The organism is Arcicella aquatica, assembly GCF_034928825.1.
GTDB lineage: Bacteria > Bacteroidota > Bacteroidia > Cytophagales > Spirosomataceae > Arcicella > Arcicella aquatica.
Map to the genome: position 1 here is coordinate 1 of NZ_JAYFUL010000049.1, position 22,226 is coordinate 22,226.

Here is a 22,226-nt window from a genome sequence, read left to right on the forward strand (position 1 = left end):
AGAAACATCAATCAAGGATTTTTGAAAATCTGGGAAGAGCTTTTGAATATATTTACTCGGTGGATTCAAATACAACTATCTCATTATCAATATTTAATAAAAAACATCGGGTAGAGTAGACTAATCCATTTATACTAAACATAAAAACGCTGATTACCCAACTTATTAATAGTAAAAAGGTAATCATAGAGAAAACTTTTTTCACTAAGGAGGCTATAATTAAATTATACATATCAGACAATTACATATTTGGTTTCTATTACTTTATACGTAATTAATCGTTAAAAGGTAACATTTATTAAGCATTTTCATTAATTAAATTTTGATGCCACAAATAAAAGGCAAAATTCCCTTTTAAAAGGTCAAAAATGTAGAAAAATATCTACATTTTTATACAGGTTATAATGGCATTATAATATTAGCAGATTAGTAACATCAAAATAATACAACAATGAAATATACCCTAAAACATAAATTAAAAGAATATAGTAGTTTTGCAGGAGAAGTTTTTGGTGAATTTTCAAATGATAATGCTACCAAACTGAGTGCCTCTTTATCTTATTATACTATTTTTTCGCTTGCTCCGATGCTTATTATTGTGATTTCAGTAGCGGGTATTTTTTTTGGTAAAGATGCCATACGAGGCGAGCTTTTTGGGCAAATAAATCAACTAATTGGTAATTCAGCAGCTAAACAAGTACAAGAACTGTTAAAAAATGCAGAAAAGTCGAACCAGTCGGGTTTTGCTGCCATTATTGGTTTTGTCACACTTTTACTAGGAGCAACAGGGGTTTTTGCAGAAATTCAAGATTCTATCAATTATATCTGGTCGTTGAAGGCCAAACCTAAAAATAGTTGGGTAAAATATCTTATCAACCGTTTTTTATCTTTTTCACTCATCATCACGCTTGGTTTCCTTTTATTGATTTCTTTAACAATCAATGCCCTGTTAGGACTATTCGACACACAACTTCAGCGGTATTTTGAGAGTAGCTTTACTGTATTCCTTTTCAGCTTGATAAATATTATAGTCATTTGGGGAATCATTACCCTCCTCTTTGGCGTAATAATTAAAGTACTACCCGACGGTAAAATCTCGTGGAAAGATACGCTGATTGGCGCAAGTCTTACTTCCTTGCTATTTATGGGAGGCAAATTTTTAATTGGTGTTTATCTCGGACAATCGGGGGTTACTTCCACATTCGGGGCGGCTGGCTCAATTGTTTTAATTCTCTTATGGGTATACTACTCATCTATTATACTATACTTTGGGGCAGAATTCACCAAAGTCTATACTCGCCGTTATGGCACGCCAATAGAGCCTAATAGCAATGCCGTATTTATCATAAAAAAAGAACTTGAAGTAAAACGCCCAGTAACTAACTAACAAACTAATCTTAAAAATTATGGAAGCAGTTTCATTAAATCCTATAAAAATAAAATCATTACAAGTATTCAATTTTATCTTCTTTATTGTAATGGTAATCATGAATGGTTTAGCGAATGCTTTACCACTCAATGACAAAACGACCAAGCAATTGTCAGATCAATATCCTAATTTGTTTGTGCCTGCTGGTATTACTTTTTCTATCTGGGGAGTAATCTATTTTCTATTATTGCTGTTTTGCTTTGTGCAATCAAAAAGCCTTTTTCAGAGAAAGCCTGATCCAACCATCGGTTTCGTGGTGGATGAAATCGGTTTTTGGTTTATCATCAATGCTATCCTGAATTCGCTATGGATTTTAGCTTGGCATTATGAGTTTTTGTTCGTATCAATGGTTATTATGATTGGGATTCTGGTTACATTACTCAAAATCAATTACCATATAAAAGCAACTCAGTCGTATCTTAGAAGTTCTACGAGGTTTATCATAAAAGCATCGTTTGGCATATACCTAGGCTGGATTTGTATTGTTACAATCGCCAATGCTACGGCTTGTTTAGTAGGATTTGGATGGACAGAAGGCTACATCCTTGGGCAGTCATGGGCAAGTATCATGATCCTAGCCGGAAGCTTTATTACGTTCTTATTGGTCATTAATTTAAGGAATAGTTATGTAGGATTCGCCGCCATTTGGGCCTTGTGTGGTATCATCCTAGCTCGTTATAATGATACCATATTCTATCAATACATTGTATTTAGTGCTATTTTGGGAATTGTAATCATCATCGCAAGTATCGTAATGGCTTCAACCATTCTATTGTTTTCTTCTAGGAAGAAACTTCCAGAACCACACAATCACAATACTACGATACCTGAGTGAAGGTAATCGTAAATTTTGTACCTTTTTCTAATTCTGAGTCAACCTCTACCCTCGCTTTATGAGATTGTATAATGTTGAGGGTAGCGGCCAAGCCCAAGCCAATACCATTATTTTTTGAAGTAAAATAAGGCTCAAAAAGTCGGTCAATATGTTCTTGACTAATGCCTACCCCGTTATCTTCAATCGTAACGATGGCAAATTTACTCCTTTGGGTAGCCTTAATTATCAAAATACCTTCTCCTTCTTTCATAGCCTCTACCGCATTAATAATAATGTTGAGGAGGGCTATTTGAATTTTGGCTTTATCAACATCAATCCAAATATCTGAAGAGTAATCGGTAATTAATTGAATATTCTTTAGGTTAATTCTATCTATTGCCTGTTCTATAGTACTATCTAAAATTTCTTGTAAAGTATATCTACTAAAGGTTACTTCAGACGGTCTGGAAGTATTCAATAATTCAGAAATCAAGTCATTGATTCGCTGGCTGTTTCTTCGTATAATATCAATAAAGAATTTGGCATCTTCGGCATCTTCCTCAAAATCAACTTCCATCTGTTCAATCGAAAGATTGATGTTGGTAAGTGGATTACGAACCTCATGAGCCAAAGTGCGAACTAAACGCCCCGTAGCTGCCATTTTTTGGTAGAGTAAAGAATCACGTTCATCTTTCTTTCTAGCTGTAATATCATGTATGATACCGAGGTAATATGGATTACCATCGCTATCTAACTGACGATTACAGTGAATAGAACATTGCTTTTTTTCTCCAAATTTAGTTTCCAACAGTACTTCAAAGTCGCTGATTTCCCCTTCTGATTCCAACTTATTAATAAATTGTCGACGGTCTGCTGCATGAACAAAAACAGAATAGCTTTTTAGTCGATAAAGCTCCTCTTCTGTATAACCAAAAAGTTCGGCTGTTGAAGGAGTAAAGTAATTGAAAGTCCCATCTAACCGAGCGGTAAAAATGGCCTCTTTTGTTTGATCGAAGATATTTCTATACTTACGCTCACTTTCACGGAGCGTCGAAAGCGTATTGGCTCTTTCTAGTGCATAACGGATGCACCTTTCTAGCTTGTCAGCGTCTAAATCGCTTTTCACCAAATAATCAAACGCACCGAGTGACATTGCCTCTACATCGATACGTTTATCACCTTTCCCTGTTAATAAAATAACAGGAGCTTTTAAGCCATGATCTGTACCCGCTTTTAGTAAATCTAGGCCTGTTTTAGACCCCAATAAAAAGTCGAAAAAGCATAAATCGTATTGCTTATTTTTGATTTTTTCTACTGCATTATCAAATGAAAAAGCCCAATCAATTTCAAATTGTTGAGTTTCAATATCACTTAGATAATCTTTTGTAAGCAAAAAATCATCTTCATCATCATCAACAAGTAATAATTTAATAATTGTAGTATTGTCTCTCATATGCTATTTTATCAACTTGGGAATTCAACAATTTCAAACCAATATTTCCCCATAGTACGAATTACCTCTATAAAACGCGTAAAAGTTACGGGCTTAGATATAAAGCAGTTCACACCTAAATCATAACTTTTGATGATATCTATGTCCGACTTAGAAGTAGTCAATACAATGATAGGTATACTGCGTAAATCAGGGTCAGATTTTATAATTTTAATGGCTTCTCTCCCATCTATCTTAGGCATGTTCAAATCTAAAAGGATAAGGTCTGGACGGGGGTTTTCAATCGGATTATTAAACTTGCCATTGTGTCTGAGGTAGTCGATTAATTCAACGCCATCTTCAACAGACTTTACTTGATTTATTACATTATAATCATTTAAAGCTTCTTGAGTCATTATTCTGTCATCCAGGTCATCATCTGCGATTAGAATAACTACACTTTTCTTTTGATTCATAATTTCTTATTTAAACTATCTGGGTCAGTAGGTAAAAATATTGTAAAGGTAGCCCCCTCGTCGGGTATACCATCAGCCATAATTAATCCTTGGTGGTTTTCTACAATCTTTCTACAAATTGCCAACCCTAGTCCTGTTCCATCAAATTCTGCCCTACCGTGTAACCGCTGAAAAATCACAAAAATCTTCTCAGCATATTCCTGCTCAAAACCTATCCCGTTATCTTTTACTGTAATTTTGCAATATTTCTTATTCTTGTAGTCTAAACCCAATCTGATTAATTCTCCTCTAGTAGCCTCTTTGGCATCTATATGTATTTCTGGAGTCTGGTTAGGTTTAACAAACTTCAATGCATTGCTGATTAAATTTTGAAACAATTGATGCATTTTAGTTACAGATGCCTCCAGAATCGGCATTTTAGTTACACACACCTGAGCATTGGTTTCATTAATTTTGATTTCTAAATCACTCAATACATTTTCAATCGTTTTATTGAGGTCTAAACGCTCAAAAGATACCATCTTTCTTGATAAACGAGAATATGATAAAAGGTTTTCCATCAAAACCTCCATTCGCTTAGCAGAATCAATCATTCTAGAAAGATAAAAACGTCCGTTCTCATCAAGCTGCTGGCTATATTTTTGATTAAGTCTATCGCCAAAAGCTGTAATCTTTCTAAGAGGTTCTTTTAAATCATGTGATGCTACATAAGCGAATTGCCCTAATTCTTGATTAGTTTGATTGAGCTCTTCTATTTTTCGTTCAAGCTCTTTTTCGTAAACTTTCAACTCTGTTACCTCAACAGTATTACCAATCAATTTTAGGGTATTTCCTGCTTCATCAATCGTTACCCAGCCTTTGGTATGTACATCTTTCTCTATACCATCCAAATCAACTATTTTATGCTCGAATGAATACGTTTCCTTATAAGCTATCGCATTGTGAAGGACATTTTTAACATTCTCTAAATCTTCGCTCGGTATTCGAGTGTAACAAAAATCTAGATTTAGCTTAGGAGGGAGTTTAGTAATATCACTTCCAGCATACAGTCGTTTTAATCCATCAGAAAACTGGATATCATCTTTTTGTACATTCCACTCATAGCTTCCGTAACTCATCATAGCTTCAGCCTCTTTGAATAAGTCTTTGCTTTTTCTAAGTTCATCATAAGCCTTGGATAATTCCTCTACCTTTGTTTCTAACTCTTGCTTAATTTTTGTTATTTCTGTAATATCATGCGAAGTACCAAGTACCCGAATTATTTCTCCTTTTTCATCTAAAAAGCATTTACCTCGCACTGCTATTTGCTTGATATTGCCTTTATTATCCCGCATTTCATGCTCATATTCATAGATTTCCTTTCTCTCATCTAAGGCATCCATAGTCACTTTGATAACCCTAGTGATATCTTTAGGAGAGATATGTTTTTGATAAAACCCATAAGGCATCAATGAGTCTTTAAAATCATTTTTGTCATACCCAAACATTTCATAAAGACCATCAGACCAAATCACAAAATTATCGCCTACCCACCATTCCCAGCTGCCATAGTTAAACAACTTCTCAGCATCATTTAATTGGTTTTGTACTTGTATTGTTTTATCAACAATTTTGTTCTGAACGGTAATATCATCTGCTAAGACCGTCAATACACTTGGCAGGTCGTCATCATCCTTTTCCGTTAAGGTAACTTTATTACTGACCGTAATTTTTTGCCCAGCTTGTGTTTTTATTTTCAACACAAGTGTTTGGCTGTCATTAATGGCAGCATCCTTAAAAGAATCTTTCAAAAATTGGAAAAAATGTTCCGCAGATATGAAATTTTGGATTGGAAATACCTCTGCATCATTAGAAAATAATTCTTTTGGAGAATAGCCTGAAACAATATTATTCCGAGTATTTAAGTAAATGGCCTTTTGGTCTGTTAAATCTAACAGGTATACAAAACTAGGTATTGCTTGCAAAAAGCCATTGAAAATATCCGATTGGCTATCAGTATCCGTTTTAAATACTTCTAACAAATATTTGGGTACGTCCATTAATTTATATGTATTTGGGGCATTATTAAACTAGAAATAATAGGAAGTGCTTATAACTCAAATACCTTCATTTTGTTATAAAGGGTTTTTCTATCAATCCCTAGAATCCTAGCAGCTTTACTTTTATTAAAGTTTACTTCTTTCAACACCTTCAATATCATATCATATTCGGCCTCGATGGCCGCTGATTTCAGCGAAGGTTTTGAAAATATCTCTGCTGGCGATGTAGTCTCTTGAATTTCATGAACAGGCTCAACTGAGGGTACAGGTGTTGCAATTGGTGTTGGATTGGTTTCGGTAAATAATAATTTAGCGTAATTTGAGATTTCAAAAGGAAGTGTTTTCGACTCAATCCATTCTCCGTCAGTTAACAATGTCGCTCTTTTTATTACATTTCTCATTTCACGAAGATTGCCATACCATGCATAATTCATAAAATTATCAATTACATCGGCAGTAAACCCTTTTACCTTTTTTCCTAATTCTGCATTGGTTTGATCTAAGAAAAACTTGGCGAAAACCATAATATCCGCCTTACGGTCACGTAATGGCGGTACATCAATACTAAATTCGTTAAAACGGTGATATAGGTCTTCTCTGAATTTTCCTTTTTTCGATGCTTCAATCAATTTTTCGTTTGAAGCCACTAAAATTCTAACATCTAAAGGAATCTCTTTGGTCCCTCCAATTCGTTTCATCTTTCTTTCCTGCACTACCCTCAATAAAAGTACTTGTACTTCATAAGGTAAATTAGCTACTTCATCCAAAAAAATCGTTCCACCATTGGCCATTTCAAAGTGACCAATCTTCTGATTCAAAGCTCCAGTAAAAGCTCCTTTTTCATGACCGAACAATTCCGACCCTGCTAAGTCTTTAGAAATAGCCCCACAGTCCATTGCTACAAAAGGCTGGTTAGCTCTTTTGCTATGCAAATGTATTTCTTGGGCAATAGCTTCTTTTCCTGAACCGCTTTCTCCGTAAATCAATACACTGTAATTAGTAGGTGCTACCAATTCAATCTGGCGAATCAAGAATTTTGATTCAGCGCCATCTCCAAAAATATAATTGACAGGTTTACTTGGTTTCTTTTTTGAGGATGTACTTACAGTCCCCTCAGTTTCTTCTCCTAAATCTTGCATACTACCTTTTTCAGTTTCTACACTTTCTAAGGCTTTCTTGATTGTTAGCAAGATTTCATCAGGGAATAGTGGCTTTGTGATATAATCATAAGCCCCCATTTTCATCACATTTACTGCAACCTTTATATCTGAATAACCAGTAATAATCAATACAGGTACAAAGGGAAATTTCTCTTTGATTTTCAATAGTATCGTACTACCATCGGTATCGCCCAATCTAAAATCAGTCATGATTAAATCTGGTCTGAACTCCTGAAGTAAATTCAAACCTGTATTACCATCATGTGCAATTGCTACTTCATAATTATTTTTGGTCAAAAAACGACGAAGTAGTAAGCATATATCAATATCATCGTCAATTACTAAAATCCGTTGCATAGTTCTATTGTTGAGTAAAGAGACAAAAGGTAATCTTAAGAAAGCAAGTGTGTATGCTTCTTAATCATTACAATCTCTAGTTTATTATAGTTGTCTTCTTAGTTGTGCCGAAGAAATATTTAAATTTTCGCGATACTTAGCTACAGTTCTTCGCGCAATGTTGTACCCTTGTTGTGCCAATAATTCCATTAATTGAAAATCATTAAATGGATTTTTCTTATTCTCATTCGATATTAAATTAGCAATAGCCTGTTGAATCTCACGGTTTGAAACTTCACCTCCCGAATCCATACGTATTCCTTCAGAAAAGAGATCTTTTAAATTAATAATTCCAAAAGGTGTCTGAGCATATTTACCACTTGTCACCCTTGAAATTGTTGAGATATCCATACTGATTTGAGTGGCAACGTCTTTCAAAATCATTGGACGTAAACTACTAACATCGCCATTTTTAAAGAAATCTTTTTGAAGATAAACAATCGACTGCATCGTTTTGAGCATCGTCATTTCTCTTTGTTGTATCGCTTCAATAAGCCAGTTAGCAGAGCTTATTTTGTTACTGATATATTGATTTGCCGCTTTATCTTTGTTGGAGGTGATAGCATTGGCAAAATCTTGATTAATTTTTAACGAAGGTATTCTACTATTATTCAAGGCGATATCTATCTGAGTATCTCCATACATATTTGTTTCATACGTAATGATATAGTCTGGAATGATATTGTCTTTTACCGCAATAGAAGACGTCTCTCCATCAATCACAGGCTTGGCATTTAAAGCAGTAATTTGCGCTAAGGCAGCTTTCAATTCATCTGAACTTACTTCTCTTAAACGCATAATTTTTTCATAATTACGCACCGCTAGTTCGTCCATATTAAACGCCACAATATCAATTGCTAAAGATACCTCCTGTCCTCTATCTTTTTTATATTGAAGCTGTCTCATCAAGCACTCCTGTAAATCTGCTGAAGCGATTCCTACAGGCTCCATCATCCTCAATACCTTTAGTAATTGCTCTACATCAATGGGATCTACAAAGAGCCCGTTAGCAAAAGAAAAATCATCGGCAATTTCTTCTGATGTGTAAGTCAAGAATCCCTCGTCAGTTAAGGAATCAATGATATAATCTATTAAAACACTTTGCTTTTCATTCAAGGGTAAAAAATGAACTTGACTTTTTAATTCAGTACGCCAATCGGTATTTTGTGCGATGGGCAAGCTATACAGTTCATCGTCCTCACTATGATTATTTACTTTGGTCTTATAATCGGGAATATCATCATGAGCATACTCGTCCCAGTCGGCATAGTCGTTGTCTGGTTTACTAATATTTTGAAAATCATCTACTTCACCATCTTTATCAAAATCATCAGAAGAATCCTCAGCAGCTATAGCTCCTTCTTCTAACAATGGATTTTCTTCCAATTCATTTTTGATACGTTCTTCCAACTCAAGTGTTGATAATTGTAAAAAATTAAGCATTTGTATTTGCAAAGGCGTAATTTTGAAAGTCTGTCTCTGGCTCTGAGATAAATTCATCATGGTAATATAGTTTTAGGAGTGACGACTACCTATTTTCAATTAATGAGCCGTAAATTTGTTTTAATTTATTTTTTTATAAAAAGCTATAAATTAAAAAGACAATCTATTGATTTTTAGATAGTTAAATAAATATAAATATTAAATATAAATATTCTGAAAAAGTATAAAACTATTTGGGGAGTTGGTGGCTAGTGATACTTTTGCACAAGTTGTGCAAAATATTCCACAGTTTGTAGAAACACTTTTAATTTATTGAAAAATTAAAATAAACCGTTCATCATATTTCTATCTTCTATATAAAAATTGTTAAACAGCTTCAAAGTTATTTTTTAAAGTTTTTATAACTCTTTATTTTAAAATTTGTTATACCATAACAAATTGTTAATTATGCAAAGATCTCAGACCTTACAATTCATTATTGCTTCTTTTATAGGATTTGCCTTTATGCTGGGTGGTTTATCTTGGATTTCTTTCGAACAAATTTCTTTAAATAAAGAGTATGCCCAATTAGTTGAACATACTCAATCTGTACTATGGTTAAGTGAAGAGCTTATCTCATCTATGAAAGATGTTGAGACAGGTCAGCGAGGGTATATCATCAGTGGAAATGCTACTCACTTGGAGACTTATAGAGAAGGCAAAAAAAAGGTATTTGCAAGGTTAGATACCCTTAAATTATTAGTAGCTGATAATCCTGTGCAGTTAAGAAGTTTACGTAAAATTGAGGCGATGGTGAAAGAGAAAATAAAATATGTAGATTATAGTATTAATACTACCAGTGACAGTCAACCACTAGAATTGAATGTATTTGAAAAAGGAAGGGAGGCGATGGATAATCTGAGGGTATGGATTACTACTTTTCAAAGCAACGAAAAATCACTACTTGATACGAGGGTGCGTTCCAAAACTCACGGACAGTCGCTCTTGCCTATTTACCAAATTATGCTTGCAGTTGCCTCTTTCACACTGCTATTTATATCATTCTACTTAATCTATTCTGAACTTAAAAATCGTTTTAAGTTTCAACGTGCGCTGGAAAATAAAATTGAAGAACTCAATCGCTCCAATACTGAATTAGAACAATTTGCTTATGTGGCATCGCATGATTTGCAAGAACCACTCAGAAAAATCAGGGCTTTTTGCGATAAGTTATTGGTGAGACAAAAAATGTTCTTAAATGAAGATGGACAAGAAACGCTTGATAAAATTTCGGCATCGGCTACCCGAATGCAAATATTGATAGATGACTTATTGAATTTTTCGAGATTGGTAAGTCCTAAAAAACAGGAACTAGCCTACGTTAATCTAAATAACATCATAGAAGATGTCTTGAGTGATTTTTCAGAAGTAATAACTCAAAAAAATGCAAGTTTCTCAATTGCTAAATTGCCAGAAATAAAAGTTTATAGTTTTCAGATGAGACAGCTTTTTTTAAACATTATTAGCAATTCATTAAAATATACAAAAGAAGGAGTTTTGCCTAGAATAAATATTGAATATTCTACTGTACAAGGTAATAGCATTGCGCAACTTTCTAGCGTACATGAAGACCGTTTTTTCCATAAAATTACAGTACAGGATAACGGAATTGGTTTTGAAGAGGAATATTGTGAGAAAATTTTCGTAATTTTCCAGCGTTTACATAACCGCAATGCCTATCAAGGTACTGGTGTTGGCTTAGCTATTTGCAGAAGAGTGATGAATAATCACAACGGCTTTATTTTTGCCGAAGGCAAATCGTATGATGGAGCAACATTTAGTATCTATTTCCCAATTACTGCTTAATAACTTGATGAAATGAAAAAAAGATATGAAATCTTAATTGCTGACGATGATGATGATGATAAGTTTTTAGTAAAATCGGCCTTTGATGATTGTGCATCACATATTCCTATTCAATTCGTTGAAAATGGTATCGAAGTACTAGAATATTTGAAAAATGAGGGACAATTTGCTGATAAACTTACATTCGCTAGGCCATCAATTCTTATTTTAGATTTGAATATGCCTAAGAAAGATGGTCGAGAGACACTCAAAGAAATAAAAACAAATCCATTACTAAAAAACATACCTGTAATAGTATTAACAACCTCTAAAGCCCAAGAAGATATTAATCTTTGCTATTCTTATGGTGCTAATGCTTACATAGTTAAACCTAATTCGTTTACAGAGCTCACTGACATTATTACAGTCATAACAAAGTTTTGGCTAGAAATCGTGACACTCCCTCCTGTTATCGGCTAAACAGTTTTTCTTACGTGGTGTTGATTCTTTTTTATAGGTACGTTATCTATTGATATTGTTGTTAACACAGGCTCAGGCTTTTCGCTGGTAGCATCTTTTACCCACATCAGTGCTTTTTCTACCAAACCTCTTCGAGGCTTTGATGGATTTTCTATGGCTGTATGGGCTGGAGCAACTTTTTCTTTAATCCAAGAGACAGATTCTTCCACCAAATTACCTTTGTGGTTGGCAACGTAATTGCTCAATAGATTCTTGGCAAAAAAAGGAACTACTAGGCGAGTAATCCATGATGCTCGTCGTAAAATTAAGTTTCTCAAGATGGCATCAACGCCTAAATTGAGCCCAAAATTTACTAATACATTATTTCGACCACTCTGAACAAACAATTGTTGAGATGCCCCTGCAATCTGACGAACTGGATTTATTTCAGCTTTAAGGTCTTCGAAATCTTTACTAAGTTTAGCTTTGGAAACCACTATTTGGTTTTCAAGGCGTAGCTTTTCCGCTTTATATTGATTAATGTTTTGTATTTTCATCTCCGCTAGAAAATTTCTTTAAAAAAGAATTGATTAAAGGCACTTTTATATATTTATCTTTCAAAAGCCAAAGTAAAATAGCAATTATAACATACAACATTCCGACGTATAGGAATCCAAGAGCAAAACTATTGAAGTGTTGCCCAATAAAAAACGCCAGAGAAACGCTCATAAACAACAATGCAATCATACCAATAACAATAAAAATCAAAGCCGTAGCAGCACTAGTGATGCCGTCTGCCGCTTTATAAGAAGCGTTCAACACACCTAATTCCCACTGTGCCTCAATATATTCTTTAGCGTGTTCGAAGACGTCTTCAGAAGTATCTTTAACTTGTTCAAAAACAGTCATAATTTTATTGAGTAAAACTTGATTAGCGATAATAATTGACAAGTAATGCCAAAGCATTACAACACCACCTAAATAAGTTCGAGCTGACCAAAGGAATTACCAAAGGTATTTTTTGGTCAGCTCATTCCCTTCTAAGCTCCTGCTACATCTCTTTGTGCCGACTTAACAGTGCTAACAGTATTATCTGCTATTTGCTCAAATTCGTCTTTGGCTTTGTTCTTCCAACTTTTAGCTCTGCTTTCAGCATCCTCAACTAGGGCTTTCGCTTGATTACCCCTTTCCTGAACCATACTTAATAATTCATCTGCCCAATTGTTAGCATTTTTCTTTACAATCTTTCTTAAATCAGAACCTTTTTCAGGAGCGAATATTAACCCTATTGCTGCACCAACCGCTGCGGCTGCCGCAATTCCAACAATAATTTTTGCGTTGTTTGACATGATAAAAATTGTTTTAGTGTGAATCTTTAATATCTTCGTCTAATAGATTGAATAAACCTATCAAAACGTCATTCCTATTTCTCATCTTAAAATTTCCATACCTCAAACAATTACCTATTTTTTGGATAGTTTTGAGGTGCACTATCCTCAAATTGTGGAATTTATCTTTTTACTTTAATAATCTTTATATTACACTGGCATGATTTTTTATTGATGTTCTTCATATATGTAAAACTTAAAAAGTTCAACATAAATCTTATGCTGTTTCCTATAACCATTAGTGTTTAAAAGGCTGACAAGACTAAAATTTGGACTGCCAAATGCCATGAAAAATGTAGCTTTAATTATCGATGATGAAAAAGACACCTGCCTTTTATTAAAACATTTTCTTAAAAGAAAAGGTATTTCATCATTTTATGCTCTGACGCTCCAAGAAGGAATTGGAAAAGCTTTGGAGGTAAAACCTAACTGGTTGTTCTTAGACAACAATTTGCCAGATGGGTATGGAATTGACCGTGTAAAAGAGATAAAATCTATTTCACCCGATTCTAAAATTATAATGATTAGTGCAATGGGGAATTTATATGAAATTGCTACCAGTGTAGGTGCTGATTTATTTATAGAAAAGCCTCTGGATTTCACTAAAATTGAGAAATCACTTACTTTGTAAAACACATAATTCGCTATAATTGGCACAGGATATTTCCTTATTGGCAATGATACGCTACTACTTATTTAATCTCTAAACCTTAATACCTTTATTTCCACAAACCCAAAGGGTAAGCAATTTTACTTTTGGCCGTAATTAAGCTTACAGTTTGTGAAGATAAATCTCCTATCAACAATAGGTCATTTTCTGTCTGATATCCGTCCGAAGTTGCCAATTGTAACTGTATTTTATCAACCAAAATATTTGGTAATTCACTTTGGCTATCCATACACTGGCATGGTTTATCTTGCTTTATTTTATTAAGTTCCTGCAAAAGTTCCTTAGTATCTCCCGCTTTTTGTTCTTTGCCCCAGCCTATCATTTTGTTCATCCAAGTATTGTATATCGGTCTGAAAGGCTCAAATTCAAAGACTAAATCAGGATATTTCCTTAATAATTCTGCGCCGTTTTTATACAACTGTATATGCCCAGAATCGATAAAACCCACAAAATTACCGCCCCATGTAAGACCAAATGCTTCTGTTAGGCTATCTAAAGGGCGATAAAAAACTAAGTTATTCGACATTCTTCCTCGGCGATTATAAATCGCAAAATCTGCCGCTAAACCGAAATTATGCATTGAAACTGGTGTAGCCGTTTTGTTCTTTCCTAAATAATGTAATTGACGGCTCGTAGAACGTAAATCTGAAACTACTTTGATAGAGCGATATTTCCGTTTCATGATAGACAATACAGAATCTCTTTTCCCAAGAAAAGTTTTACGCTCATCACCAAGCATATTTTCCCATCGATTGTATAAATAACTTGGCTGTTTGACTAATGCCCATAGATAGGCTTGTTCTTGCCAAGTAATATTTAAGTCAGGAAAACCAGTAATATTGATAATTTCCGAATCTTCTGCATCATCCCCTGCCTGTAACGCTGTTGCCTGAATATTACCCAAAGTATCCACAAAAGCGACATAAATATTCCTCGCTTTTAGATTTTGTTTCAGCAAAGTATCTGCTAAATAGAATGGCTGTGTAAGGGTGTATACCTTCAACTCATTCACATACTGTGTTGTATCACAAGTTAAATCCTGCCAAGAATCATCTTTAAATAAATTTGATGAGCTATCAATCAAATTACAAGCAAATAAGGTAACCGAGGCAATGAGTATTTTCAGAAAATTTCTTAAAAGTAAGGCAGATATGATCATAAAGTATTAAGGAATATTTATACCAAAATACAAGAAAATAGCCAATCAGGCAATTAATTCAAGCATTTAGTTTATCTCGCTGGGCTAAGTACAAGCCAGCTATCACTAACGACGTCCCGATATAAGTATAAGATGTGATAGGTTCATCCAAAATCAATGATGCATAAATAAACCCAAAAATCGGATTGAGGAAAAGCCAAAGTGAGGCTTTTATGGGGTCTATTTTGAGGAGATATAACCACAATTGTACTGCACCGATGGATACTGGAATGGCCAACCAAAGCACAGACATCGTAAATTTAAAGTCATATACATTCTGCGACCAGTCAGTAAAGAAATAAGTAATTGGTAATAGGAAAAACCCTCCTATTAATACTTGCCAAGCATTGATGGTAGATAATGACAGATGCCATGTTTGAGCGGAATAATAAACTGTCCCTACTGAATAGGCTATCATACTGGCTGAAAGAATGAGTAACCCCTCAACATCGGCAAAACTCTGTTGCAAAAGTGGGTAAGTAGCGATAGCGACCCCTGAAATACCCAATATTAAACCAAAAACCTCTGTTCTTTTTACGGAACGACCAAGCCAAAAAGCAGATAAAACACTAATAATAAGTGGATTTGTTGCCACAGCCAAACTTCCGATGCCTGCTGACACATGCTTGAGTGCTACAACAAAACATCCTAAATATACCGTAACATTCAAAAAACCATAAATGGCGATTTTTTTCCACTCTTGGGTATTTGGTAGAGGATTTTTCTTGACAATGTGGCTATAACCTAACATTAAAATGCCTGCCAAGAAAAACCTACAACTACCGATGACGAAAGGTTGGGCAGATAAAAGCCCAATTTTGGTGGCTGCTGATGCTGATGCCCAAAGCATTGCAAAAAGCAACCCTATAATAATATTTTTCATTCAATACGATTCTTATACTTCAATAAGCCATACTAGGCTAAATCAGTTTCAAATTTGAGCCTTTTTAGCGTAAAAGTGTGCCTTATTGATGCTAAAATCGTATATATAGGAATATTAATCCTGAATTTTATTTACTTTTTCTCTTCAATTACGTCTTTATAACTTACCAATTGTATTCCTTTTTTTAGTATAGCTGTCTTTACTTTTTCACTTGTAAAAATAGTGGTTACATCTTGGCGACCTTTGGCTACATCCTCATAACCGATATGGTATATAGCACGAAGTTCGTCATTATCAAGCCCAGGATGTTCCACAAACACGTAGGTTTTGCCATCTTCTAGTTTATCCAGCATGGCTATAAAGCCTTCAATCCTATCCTCAGTGCTTTTATTATTAAAGTCAAAACCAGTATAAGCCACATTAATATCCTTCATCGAATCTACATCTACCATCGTCAGCTTATACTCTTTTGCTACACGTCTTGCCATGTTTTTTACTTCCTGAGTAAAGCCCGTGCTACCCATGTGACCAGAAACGTGACTCAATCTTGGGATATATTTCAACGCCATCTCAATTTGAGCTCTTAATTCCTTTTCAATGTCCTCAAGCTTCCAATCATTATCCAATACCGCTTGTTTAGGGTAGTTATTGTTGTGGAAAAGCATTGGGTAAAAATATCCATCCTCATTTCGTAGGCTTTTTGCCTCAGTGAGGGGTCTCCATTTTACATTATCCCATTCGCTAGTAATGGCAAAATGTAGCCCTACATCTACAGTTTTATTTTCAGCCAGTAGTTTCACCGCTTCTGGAAACCATGGCGACGCCACAATCACTTCAATGGATGTTTCGATACCTTCTCTATAAGATTTTATCAATGCTTCGTTGCCTGAATGTGAATACCCCATATCATCCCCTCTGACGATTAACTTCGGCGCATTCGCTTTATTACTGAATAAAATGCCTTTAGAGATGCTTCTTTTTCGGTTGATGGTAAATATACTCTGGAAATCTACCGATACACTTTCGCTATCAAAACTACAAACGATGGTTTCTGTATGCGGACTTTCGATATAGCGTAACGTTAATACCAAGGTATTTTCATCTTTCCATGTATAGCTTCCCGCTACTTTGAAGGCTGGCAGTCCTACTCTATTCGCTTTTGCTCCTGCTACTAAATACGGTCCGAATTTGGTCGTTTCAGACAATTCCCATTTTCCCGCACCAAAAGGGATTTGATGAGTTGTTGAATCGGTTTTGAAGGCTACTTTACAAACACCATCGTTGAAATTAAATTGTATATTTTCAAAACTCCTATCGCCTGTAATCATCCCAAATGTTTTGCCCGAAATCTTCGCTTCTATACCAGAACTATTACTTTTATTAGGAATGGCTAATGCCAAAGAAGCCGATTTTTCTTTCAACTTAGCTAACATCGTAGGATTAGCTGGTAATTTTTTGGCTTTGAAAGCAGGTAAAAGGTATTTCCAGAGTAAATTAAATTCGCCTTGCATATCGGGTGCTTCGGCTGTAACAATGATTACGGCATCTTGCTCTGGCAAAACGATGATAAATTGTCCATTGGCGCCATCTCCTCTAAAACCATTGTTTCTACAACGCCACATTTGATAACAGTAGCCCTGTAGCCAATCGCTAGAATCTTTTTTGGCTTGTGTGGCATTAGGGTCCTGCATAATTTTCATGGTCGAAGCCTCCTCTACCCACGATGCTGGCAACACTTGTTTGCCTTTCCACATTCCTTTTTGTAGAAATAATTGACCAAATTTGGCCATATCCTCCGTTTTTAGGCGTAATCCCCAACCACCTGTATTGATACCTTTAGGGTCTACTTCCCAGTCTATCCCACTAATGCCTAAAGGGTCAAAAAGTCTTGGTTTTAGGTAATCAATCACTTTCTGCCCTGTTACTTTCTGTACAATAGCTGATAGCATATACGTAGCCGTTGAATTATACAAAAATTTAGACCCTGGTTTGTTGACAATAGGCGTACGTAGGAAAGCTTTTACCCAGTTTTCATTTTTGCCAGCAATTTCGCCTGTTGGGTCGGTTGCGTGTCCGACGCTCATGGTCAGTAAATCTTTTATTTTTAGCTCTGCTAGATATGGACTAATCTGTGTTGGTAAATCTTCTGGGAAAAAAGAGATTACTTTATCATCCACACTCAATTTTTTTTCTGTTACCGCAAAGCCTATAGCGGTAGCCGTAAAGCTTTTGCTGACCGAATACATCGTATGTTTTAAATCATTGGCATAAGGATTCCACCAAGATTCGGCCACAACTTTGCCATGACGAAGCATCATAAAACTATGAAACTCGTGTTTGCTCTTTGAAGCGGCATCGAGAAAATTAATAATGGCTTCAGAAGAAACACCTTCTGCTTCGGGCGTGCTTCTTGGAAGAACAACTGGCTTTTGAGCCAACAACTGAAAACTGACAAAAAGGAGAATAAATATTTTTCTCATTACCAAAGAGGATGATTAAGGATGAAAAGCTGATTGTTTTCAACAAATTAACAAAAACTAATCAATAAATAATCCTGTTCTGTATTAGGTTAACGCAGTTATTGCTATAAATTAACAAAAGTCATCTCGAATGTTAAAACCATAAAAAAAGCGGTCGAAATAAGTTTTCGACCGCTTTTTAATGATTGATTATCCCTTTCGAATTCCTACTGTTTGAGCGGAGCGAGTCGGTTCGCCGATGCGATTAGGAATTCTTGATTTTCTTTTGTTACTTTTCTTTTATCAAGAAAAGAAAAGTAAGGACAGTACAATAATAAATACTAAACTTTTAACACTGATTATTATAAATGAAAATTATGTTTCAACTTCTTTTCCCAATTACTTAGGGAACTTCATCTTATAATCTACTTTAATATTACCCTTGGTAATATTAGCAAGTTTGTTTTTCAACATTCTCTTTTTTACAGGACTTAAATGGTCAGTGAAAAGAATACCATCGATATGGTCGTATTCGTGTTGAATAATACGGGCAGCTAAGCCTTCAAATTCTTCGATATGCTCCTTAAAATCAACATCCAAGTATTTAATTTTAACAAATTCAGGACGATATACGTCTTCTCTGATATTTGGAATAGACAGACATCCTTCTTCAAAAGCCCATTCGTCACCATCCTCATCCAAGATTTCGGCATTGATAAATACTTTTTTGAAATCTACTAATGATGGATCTTTATCTCTTTCGTCTAAATCTTCTCCTTCATTAAAAGGGCGACCATCTACTACAAACATTCTGATGGCTAGACCAATCTGCGGAGCAGCCAAGCCTACACCAGAAGCATTGTACATGGTTTCAAACATATCTTCTGATAACTTCTTTACATCAATCGAGCCTTTTTCTATATCAACGGCAACTTTTCTAAGCACGGAATCACCGTAAGCAACTATAGGATAAATCATTTTCTGAGTTTTCTGAATGCGACTAAATACGTCGTTTTGTTATGTATGTGATTTGCATTTCCAAATCTTCCTGCAAAGTTACGGAAAAGGTTTATTTTTTCTTTCTTCGCTGCAAAGCTTCCTTGGTGGGAATAGTGTGTTTTTCTATTATTTGTTTCTTTTCCCCTGCCACACCCTCCGTTTTACGATGTCCCCAGATGCGTTCTTTAGCAATTTTGGTATTTTCTTCAAAGTTGATGATAGGAAAAGGATAGTCTTCGCCCAGATGAAACCCGTGAAAATCTTGTTCCAGATTCGTCATCTTCCATGGTTCATGGATGTATTCAACAGGGCATTTTTGTAATTCAGGAAGCCATTGCTTGATAAAAACGCCTTCGGAATCATGTTCTTGCGATTGTTTGATAGGGTTATACATTCGCACAGTATTAATACCCGTAACACCCGCCTGCATTTGAAATTGTGGATAATGTATGCCCGGTTCAAAATCTAAAAACAATCTTGCTAAATGTAATGCACCTTCTTTCCAATGATGAAATAATTGGTGTGTAAGCACCGAAACTAGCATGGCTCGCATCCTAAAATTTAGGTAACCAGTTTCGTGCAAACATCGCATACAAGCATCTACCAGTGGGAACCCCGTTCTGCCTTCTGCCCATGCCCTATAGTGTTCCTGATTTTCTGAAATAGATAATGTATCATAGCCACGATTCAGGTTCTCGAACTCCATACGGTCTTCCATCTCAAATTTTTGAATAAAATGACAGTGCCAGCGTAATCTCGACCCAAAATTATCTAATTGCCATTTCAAAGCTGGATTAACTTTAGATGTTTGTAATCCAGCCTGATATACTTGTCTGATAGAAATACAACCCCAAGCAATATAGGGCGAAAGTCGACTACAACCCTTGCGTGAAGCCAAAGGTTTAGAAAGCGATTTAGCATAGTTTTTAGCCCTGTCGCTCAGAAAAGAATTAAGATAACGGTGTGCAAAGCTTTCTCCACCCGGTTGTTGGGTTTTATTGAAGGCATAACCCTTAAAAATTATTTCTGGTGAAGAAATTTCTTGGAATTGGAAACTATTCAACGCTTCATTTTCTGAATACCAATGTGTAAAATTTGGCTTTTCAAGGGATTTGCTCATATATTTGTGCCAGTCTTTTACCCAATTTTCTCTATTCTTTTTCCCTCGTATTACTCCATTGCTCTGATATTCCAACCATTGAATATTATTATTCTTACAGAAAGCACTCACGGCTTTATCACGGTCGTAAGTAACTTTTAGTCCTGTTTCTTCATGAGAAAAAATCTTGTTGATAGGGATGTTTTGCTGTAAATTTTCCAGAAAAGGGATTACCTCTGAATAAATGATTTTGATAGAAATCTGTGGATTAATACCTTCCAATTGTTGATTTAAATCTTGTAGAGCCTCCCAAACAAATTGCCAATGTCTTGGTGAATAATGAGGATCTTGTATTATGGTAGGTTCAAAGCAATAGACCATCAGTAACGGTTTTTTATCCGCCAGAGCGACCGACAAAGCGGCATTATCTCGTAAACGTAAATCCCGTTTGAACCAAAGTATATTAATCACGATATTGGGTTTGAAGACATATTGAATACTGACTAAATCATAAAAGGCATATATTTGTTTAGGTAAGTGTAAAAATGGTCTTCTTTTGTAATAAATCGTATTTTACCCGCTGATTCACGCTGATTGTTTTCGCAGAACTACGGAGATTATTTTCCACTTTCTACTTAATCATTTCTTATTTTCAATGTCAAGTTTTATTAACATCCATACACATCATCCTTACATAGAACCAAAGACTATGAGTATCATCAACGCTCAAACAGCTTCTGGCTGGCTAGATTTATCTGAGGGGAATTTTTCAGTAGGTTTACATCCGTGGTACATAAAACAGGAAAATATAGACAAGGATTTTGAGGAATTAGCACAATTGGCAAAGCATCCCAATGTATTAGCCATAGGTGAATGTGGGCTAGATAGGTTAATTGATTTGAATATGAATATTCAAGAGGAGGTTTTTATTCGACAAATACATTTGGCTGAAACTTTACAGAAACCTGTGATTATCCATTGTGTAAAGGCTTTTTCAGAGTTAATCGCTTTAAAAAAAAGGCTGAAGCCCAAAGTTCCATTAATTGTTCATGGGTTTAATAACAATCCCCAGATTTGTGCTCAACTGGTTCAGCATCAATTTTATATTTCATTGGGAAGTGCCTTATTGAATTCTCAATCGAACGCTAGTAAAAACATTTCATCTATTCCAATTCAGCAGTTATTTTTAGAAACAGACGACAAAATTTGTTTTATTTCGACTATATTTGCCCATGCTTCAACCTATTTAACACAGCCTGTTGAAGTTTTACAAGAACAAATATTACAAAATTTCAAAAAAGTAGTAAGTGCCGATTCGAGCGTGGTATGAAAAAAAAAACAAGAGTTAAAAAGCCGGTTGAGAAAGTGATTAAAACAGGTATTCCTCACACACCACCATCCATCCACTACCAACCCATTAGTATGCAAAGAAACTTTTATAAAGCCCATCCGTGGCATGGTATCCAGATTGGAGACGGCATGCCGAAAGTAGTGACTGCTTTCATCGAAATTGTATCGACTGATACTGTAAAGTATGAAATCGACAAAGAGACAGGTTATTTGAAAATCGACCGTCCTCAAAAATTCTCTAACATCGTTCCTGCCTTGTATGGCTTCCTCCCGCAGACTTATTGTGGAGAAAACACGGCTCAGTTTGCTCGTGAGCAATCAGGAAAAGTGATTGAATCTGGCGATGGTGACCCATTAGATATTTTGGTGCTTTCTGAACGTACCATTACGCATGGAGATATCATCTGTCAGGCTATTCCAATCGGTGGAATCAGAATGATTGACAAAGGAGAAGCTGATGATAAAATTATTGCGGTATTAAAAGGCGATTCATTATATGGAAGCTGGACAGACATTTCTCAGTGTCCAAAACCAATTATTGATCGTTTGGTTCACTATTTCTTAACATATAAAAATATTCCAGGAGAAGAGCAAGTAGCTGTTGATATTGATGAGGTATATGGTGCAGAAGTTGCTCATCAAATTATCATTAAATCAAGAGAAGACTACCGTAACTTGGTAGGATAATACTTGATTTGAAAATTTGAG

General features: G+C 35.2%; 20 protein-coding genes. 7 read left to right on the forward strand and 13 right to left on the reverse strand.

Annotation, left to right across the window (positions count from 1 at the left end):
- Window positions 1–451 precede the first annotated feature (451 nt).
- Together VB264_RS20760 and VB264_RS20765 are read left to right on the forward strand one after the other, a co-directional pair.
- Window positions 452–1,387: a YihY/virulence factor BrkB family protein gene (locus VB264_RS20760; RefSeq protein WP_323252574.1), complete on the forward strand. Its 936-nt coding sequence runs from the start codon at window positions 452–454 to the stop codon at window positions 1,385–1,387.
- 19 nt (window positions 1,388–1,406) lie between these two features.
- Window positions 1,407–2,264, forward strand: coding sequence for a hypothetical protein (locus VB264_RS20765; protein WP_323252576.1), 858 nt, complete (start codon window positions 1,407–1,409; stop codon window positions 2,262–2,264).
- Here the strand turns inward: VB264_RS20765 and VB264_RS20770 are convergent.
- The 5 genes from VB264_RS20770 to rpoN all read right to left on the reverse strand — a co-directional run bounded on the left by VB264_RS20770 (window position 2,248) and on the right by rpoN (window position 9,249).
- Window positions 2,248–3,696 (reverse strand): hybrid sensor histidine kinase/response regulator, encoded by a 1,449-nt coding sequence (locus tag VB264_RS20770; RefSeq protein WP_323252578.1) that lies wholly within the window; start codon window positions 3,694–3,696, stop codon window positions 2,248–2,250. The two genes, VB264_RS20765 and VB264_RS20770, sit on opposite strands and share 17 nt — an antisense overlap.
- 11 nt (window positions 3,697–3,707) lie before the next feature.
- Window positions 3,708–4,151: a response regulator gene (locus tag VB264_RS20775; protein WP_323252580.1), complete on the reverse strand. Its 444-nt coding sequence runs from the start codon at window positions 4,149–4,151 to the stop codon at window positions 3,708–3,710.
- Window positions 4,148–6,190, reverse strand: a complete 2,043-nt coding sequence (locus VB264_RS20780; protein WP_323252582.1) for a PAS domain-containing sensor histidine kinase — start codon at window positions 6,188–6,190, stop codon at window positions 4,148–4,150. The genes VB264_RS20775 and VB264_RS20780 overlap by 4 nt, the downstream gene beginning before the upstream one ends.
- Window positions 6,191–6,240: 50 nt before the next feature.
- Window positions 6,241–7,707 (reverse strand): sigma-54-dependent transcriptional regulator, encoded by a 1,467-nt coding sequence (locus VB264_RS20785; RefSeq protein WP_323252584.1) that lies wholly within the window; start codon window positions 7,705–7,707, stop codon window positions 6,241–6,243.
- A gap of 84 nt (window positions 7,708–7,791) precedes the next feature.
- On the reverse strand, window positions 7,792–9,249 hold the full coding sequence (gene rpoN / locus VB264_RS20790) for an RNA polymerase factor sigma-54 (protein WP_323252586.1): 1,458 nt from the start codon (window positions 9,247–9,249) through the stop codon (window positions 7,792–7,794).
- A gap of 387 nt (window positions 9,250–9,636) precedes the next feature.
- Between rpoN and VB264_RS20795 the strand changes: the two genes are divergently transcribed.
- Complete coding sequence (locus VB264_RS20795; RefSeq protein WP_323252588.1) at window positions 9,637–11,034, forward strand: sensor histidine kinase; 1,398 nt, start codon at window positions 9,637–9,639, stop codon at window positions 11,032–11,034.
- Window positions 11,035–11,046: 12 nt separating this feature from the next.
- Window positions 11,047–11,493: a response regulator gene (locus tag VB264_RS20800; protein ID WP_323252590.1), complete on the forward strand. Its 447-nt coding sequence runs from the start codon at window positions 11,047–11,049 to the stop codon at window positions 11,491–11,493.
- Here the strand turns inward: VB264_RS20800 and VB264_RS20805 are convergent.
- The 3 genes from VB264_RS20805 to VB264_RS20815 all read right to left on the reverse strand — a co-directional run bounded on the left by VB264_RS20805 (window position 11,490) and on the right by VB264_RS20815 (window position 12,821).
- On the reverse strand, window positions 11,490–12,029 hold the full coding sequence (locus tag VB264_RS20805; protein ID WP_323252592.1) for a hypothetical protein: 540 nt from the start codon (window positions 12,027–12,029) through the stop codon (window positions 11,490–11,492). The two genes, VB264_RS20800 and VB264_RS20805, sit on opposite strands and share 4 nt — an antisense overlap.
- The gene (locus VB264_RS20810) at window positions 12,010–12,381 is read right to left on the reverse strand and encodes a phage holin family protein (RefSeq protein WP_323252594.1); all 372 of its coding nucleotides are present in this window, start codon (window positions 12,379–12,381) and stop codon (window positions 12,010–12,012) included. Before VB264_RS20810 ends, VB264_RS20805 begins: the two co-directional genes overlap by 20 nt.
- Before the next feature lie 131 nt (window positions 12,382–12,512).
- A complete protein-coding gene (locus tag VB264_RS20815; protein WP_323252597.1) occupies window positions 12,513–12,821 on the reverse strand; it encodes a YtxH domain-containing protein in 309 nt (102 codons plus the stop codon).
- 325 nt (window positions 12,822–13,146) lie between these two features.
- Here VB264_RS20815 and VB264_RS20820 point away from each other — a divergent pair, with 325 nt between their 5' ends.
- Window positions 13,147–13,491 (forward strand): response regulator, encoded by a 345-nt coding sequence (locus VB264_RS20820; protein ID WP_323252599.1) that lies wholly within the window; start codon window positions 13,147–13,149, stop codon window positions 13,489–13,491.
- Window positions 13,492–13,579: 88 nt separating this feature from the next.
- Here VB264_RS20820 and VB264_RS20825 read toward each other — a convergent pair whose 3' ends face one another.
- The 5 genes from VB264_RS20825 to VB264_RS20845 form a co-directional block, all read right to left on the reverse strand.
- The gene (locus VB264_RS20825) at window positions 13,580–14,689 is read right to left on the reverse strand and encodes a M15 family metallopeptidase (protein ID WP_323252601.1); all 1,110 of its coding nucleotides are present in this window, start codon (window positions 14,687–14,689) and stop codon (window positions 13,580–13,582) included.
- A 58-nt stretch (window positions 14,690–14,747) separates the two neighbouring features.
- Window positions 14,748–15,611: a DMT family transporter gene (locus tag VB264_RS20830; protein WP_323252603.1), complete on the reverse strand. Its 864-nt coding sequence runs from the start codon at window positions 15,609–15,611 to the stop codon at window positions 14,748–14,750.
- 131 nt (window positions 15,612–15,742) lie between these two features.
- Entirely contained in the window at window positions 15,743–18,091 is a 2,349-nt protein-coding gene (locus VB264_RS20835) for a ChbG/HpnK family deacetylase (protein ID WP_323252605.1), read from the reverse strand.
- Window positions 18,092–18,469: 378 nt separating this feature from the next.
- The gene (gene def, locus VB264_RS20840) at window positions 18,470–19,048 is read right to left on the reverse strand and encodes a peptide deformylase (protein ID WP_323252607.1); all 579 of its coding nucleotides are present in this window, start codon (window positions 19,046–19,048) and stop codon (window positions 18,470–18,472) included.
- A 91-nt stretch (window positions 19,049–19,139) separates the two neighbouring features.
- The gene (locus VB264_RS20845) at window positions 19,140–20,639 is read right to left on the reverse strand and encodes a cryptochrome/deoxyribodipyrimidine photo-lyase family protein (RefSeq protein WP_323252610.1); all 1,500 of its coding nucleotides are present in this window, start codon (window positions 20,637–20,639) and stop codon (window positions 19,140–19,142) included.
- A 238-nt stretch (window positions 20,640–20,877) separates the two neighbouring features.
- Here VB264_RS20845 and VB264_RS20850 point away from each other — a divergent pair, with 238 nt between their 5' ends.
- Both VB264_RS20850 and VB264_RS20855 read left to right on the forward strand, forming a co-directional pair.
- The gene (locus tag VB264_RS20850; protein ID WP_323252612.1) at window positions 20,878–21,498 is read left to right on the forward strand and encodes a TatD family hydrolase; all 621 of its coding nucleotides are present in this window, start codon (window positions 20,878–20,880) and stop codon (window positions 21,496–21,498) included.
- Window positions 21,499–21,590: 92 nt separating this feature from the next.
- On the forward strand, window positions 21,591–22,205 hold the full coding sequence (locus tag VB264_RS20855) for an inorganic pyrophosphatase (RefSeq protein WP_323252648.1): 615 nt from the start codon (window positions 21,591–21,593) through the stop codon (window positions 22,203–22,205).
- Window positions 22,206–22,226: the final 21 nt, after the last annotated feature.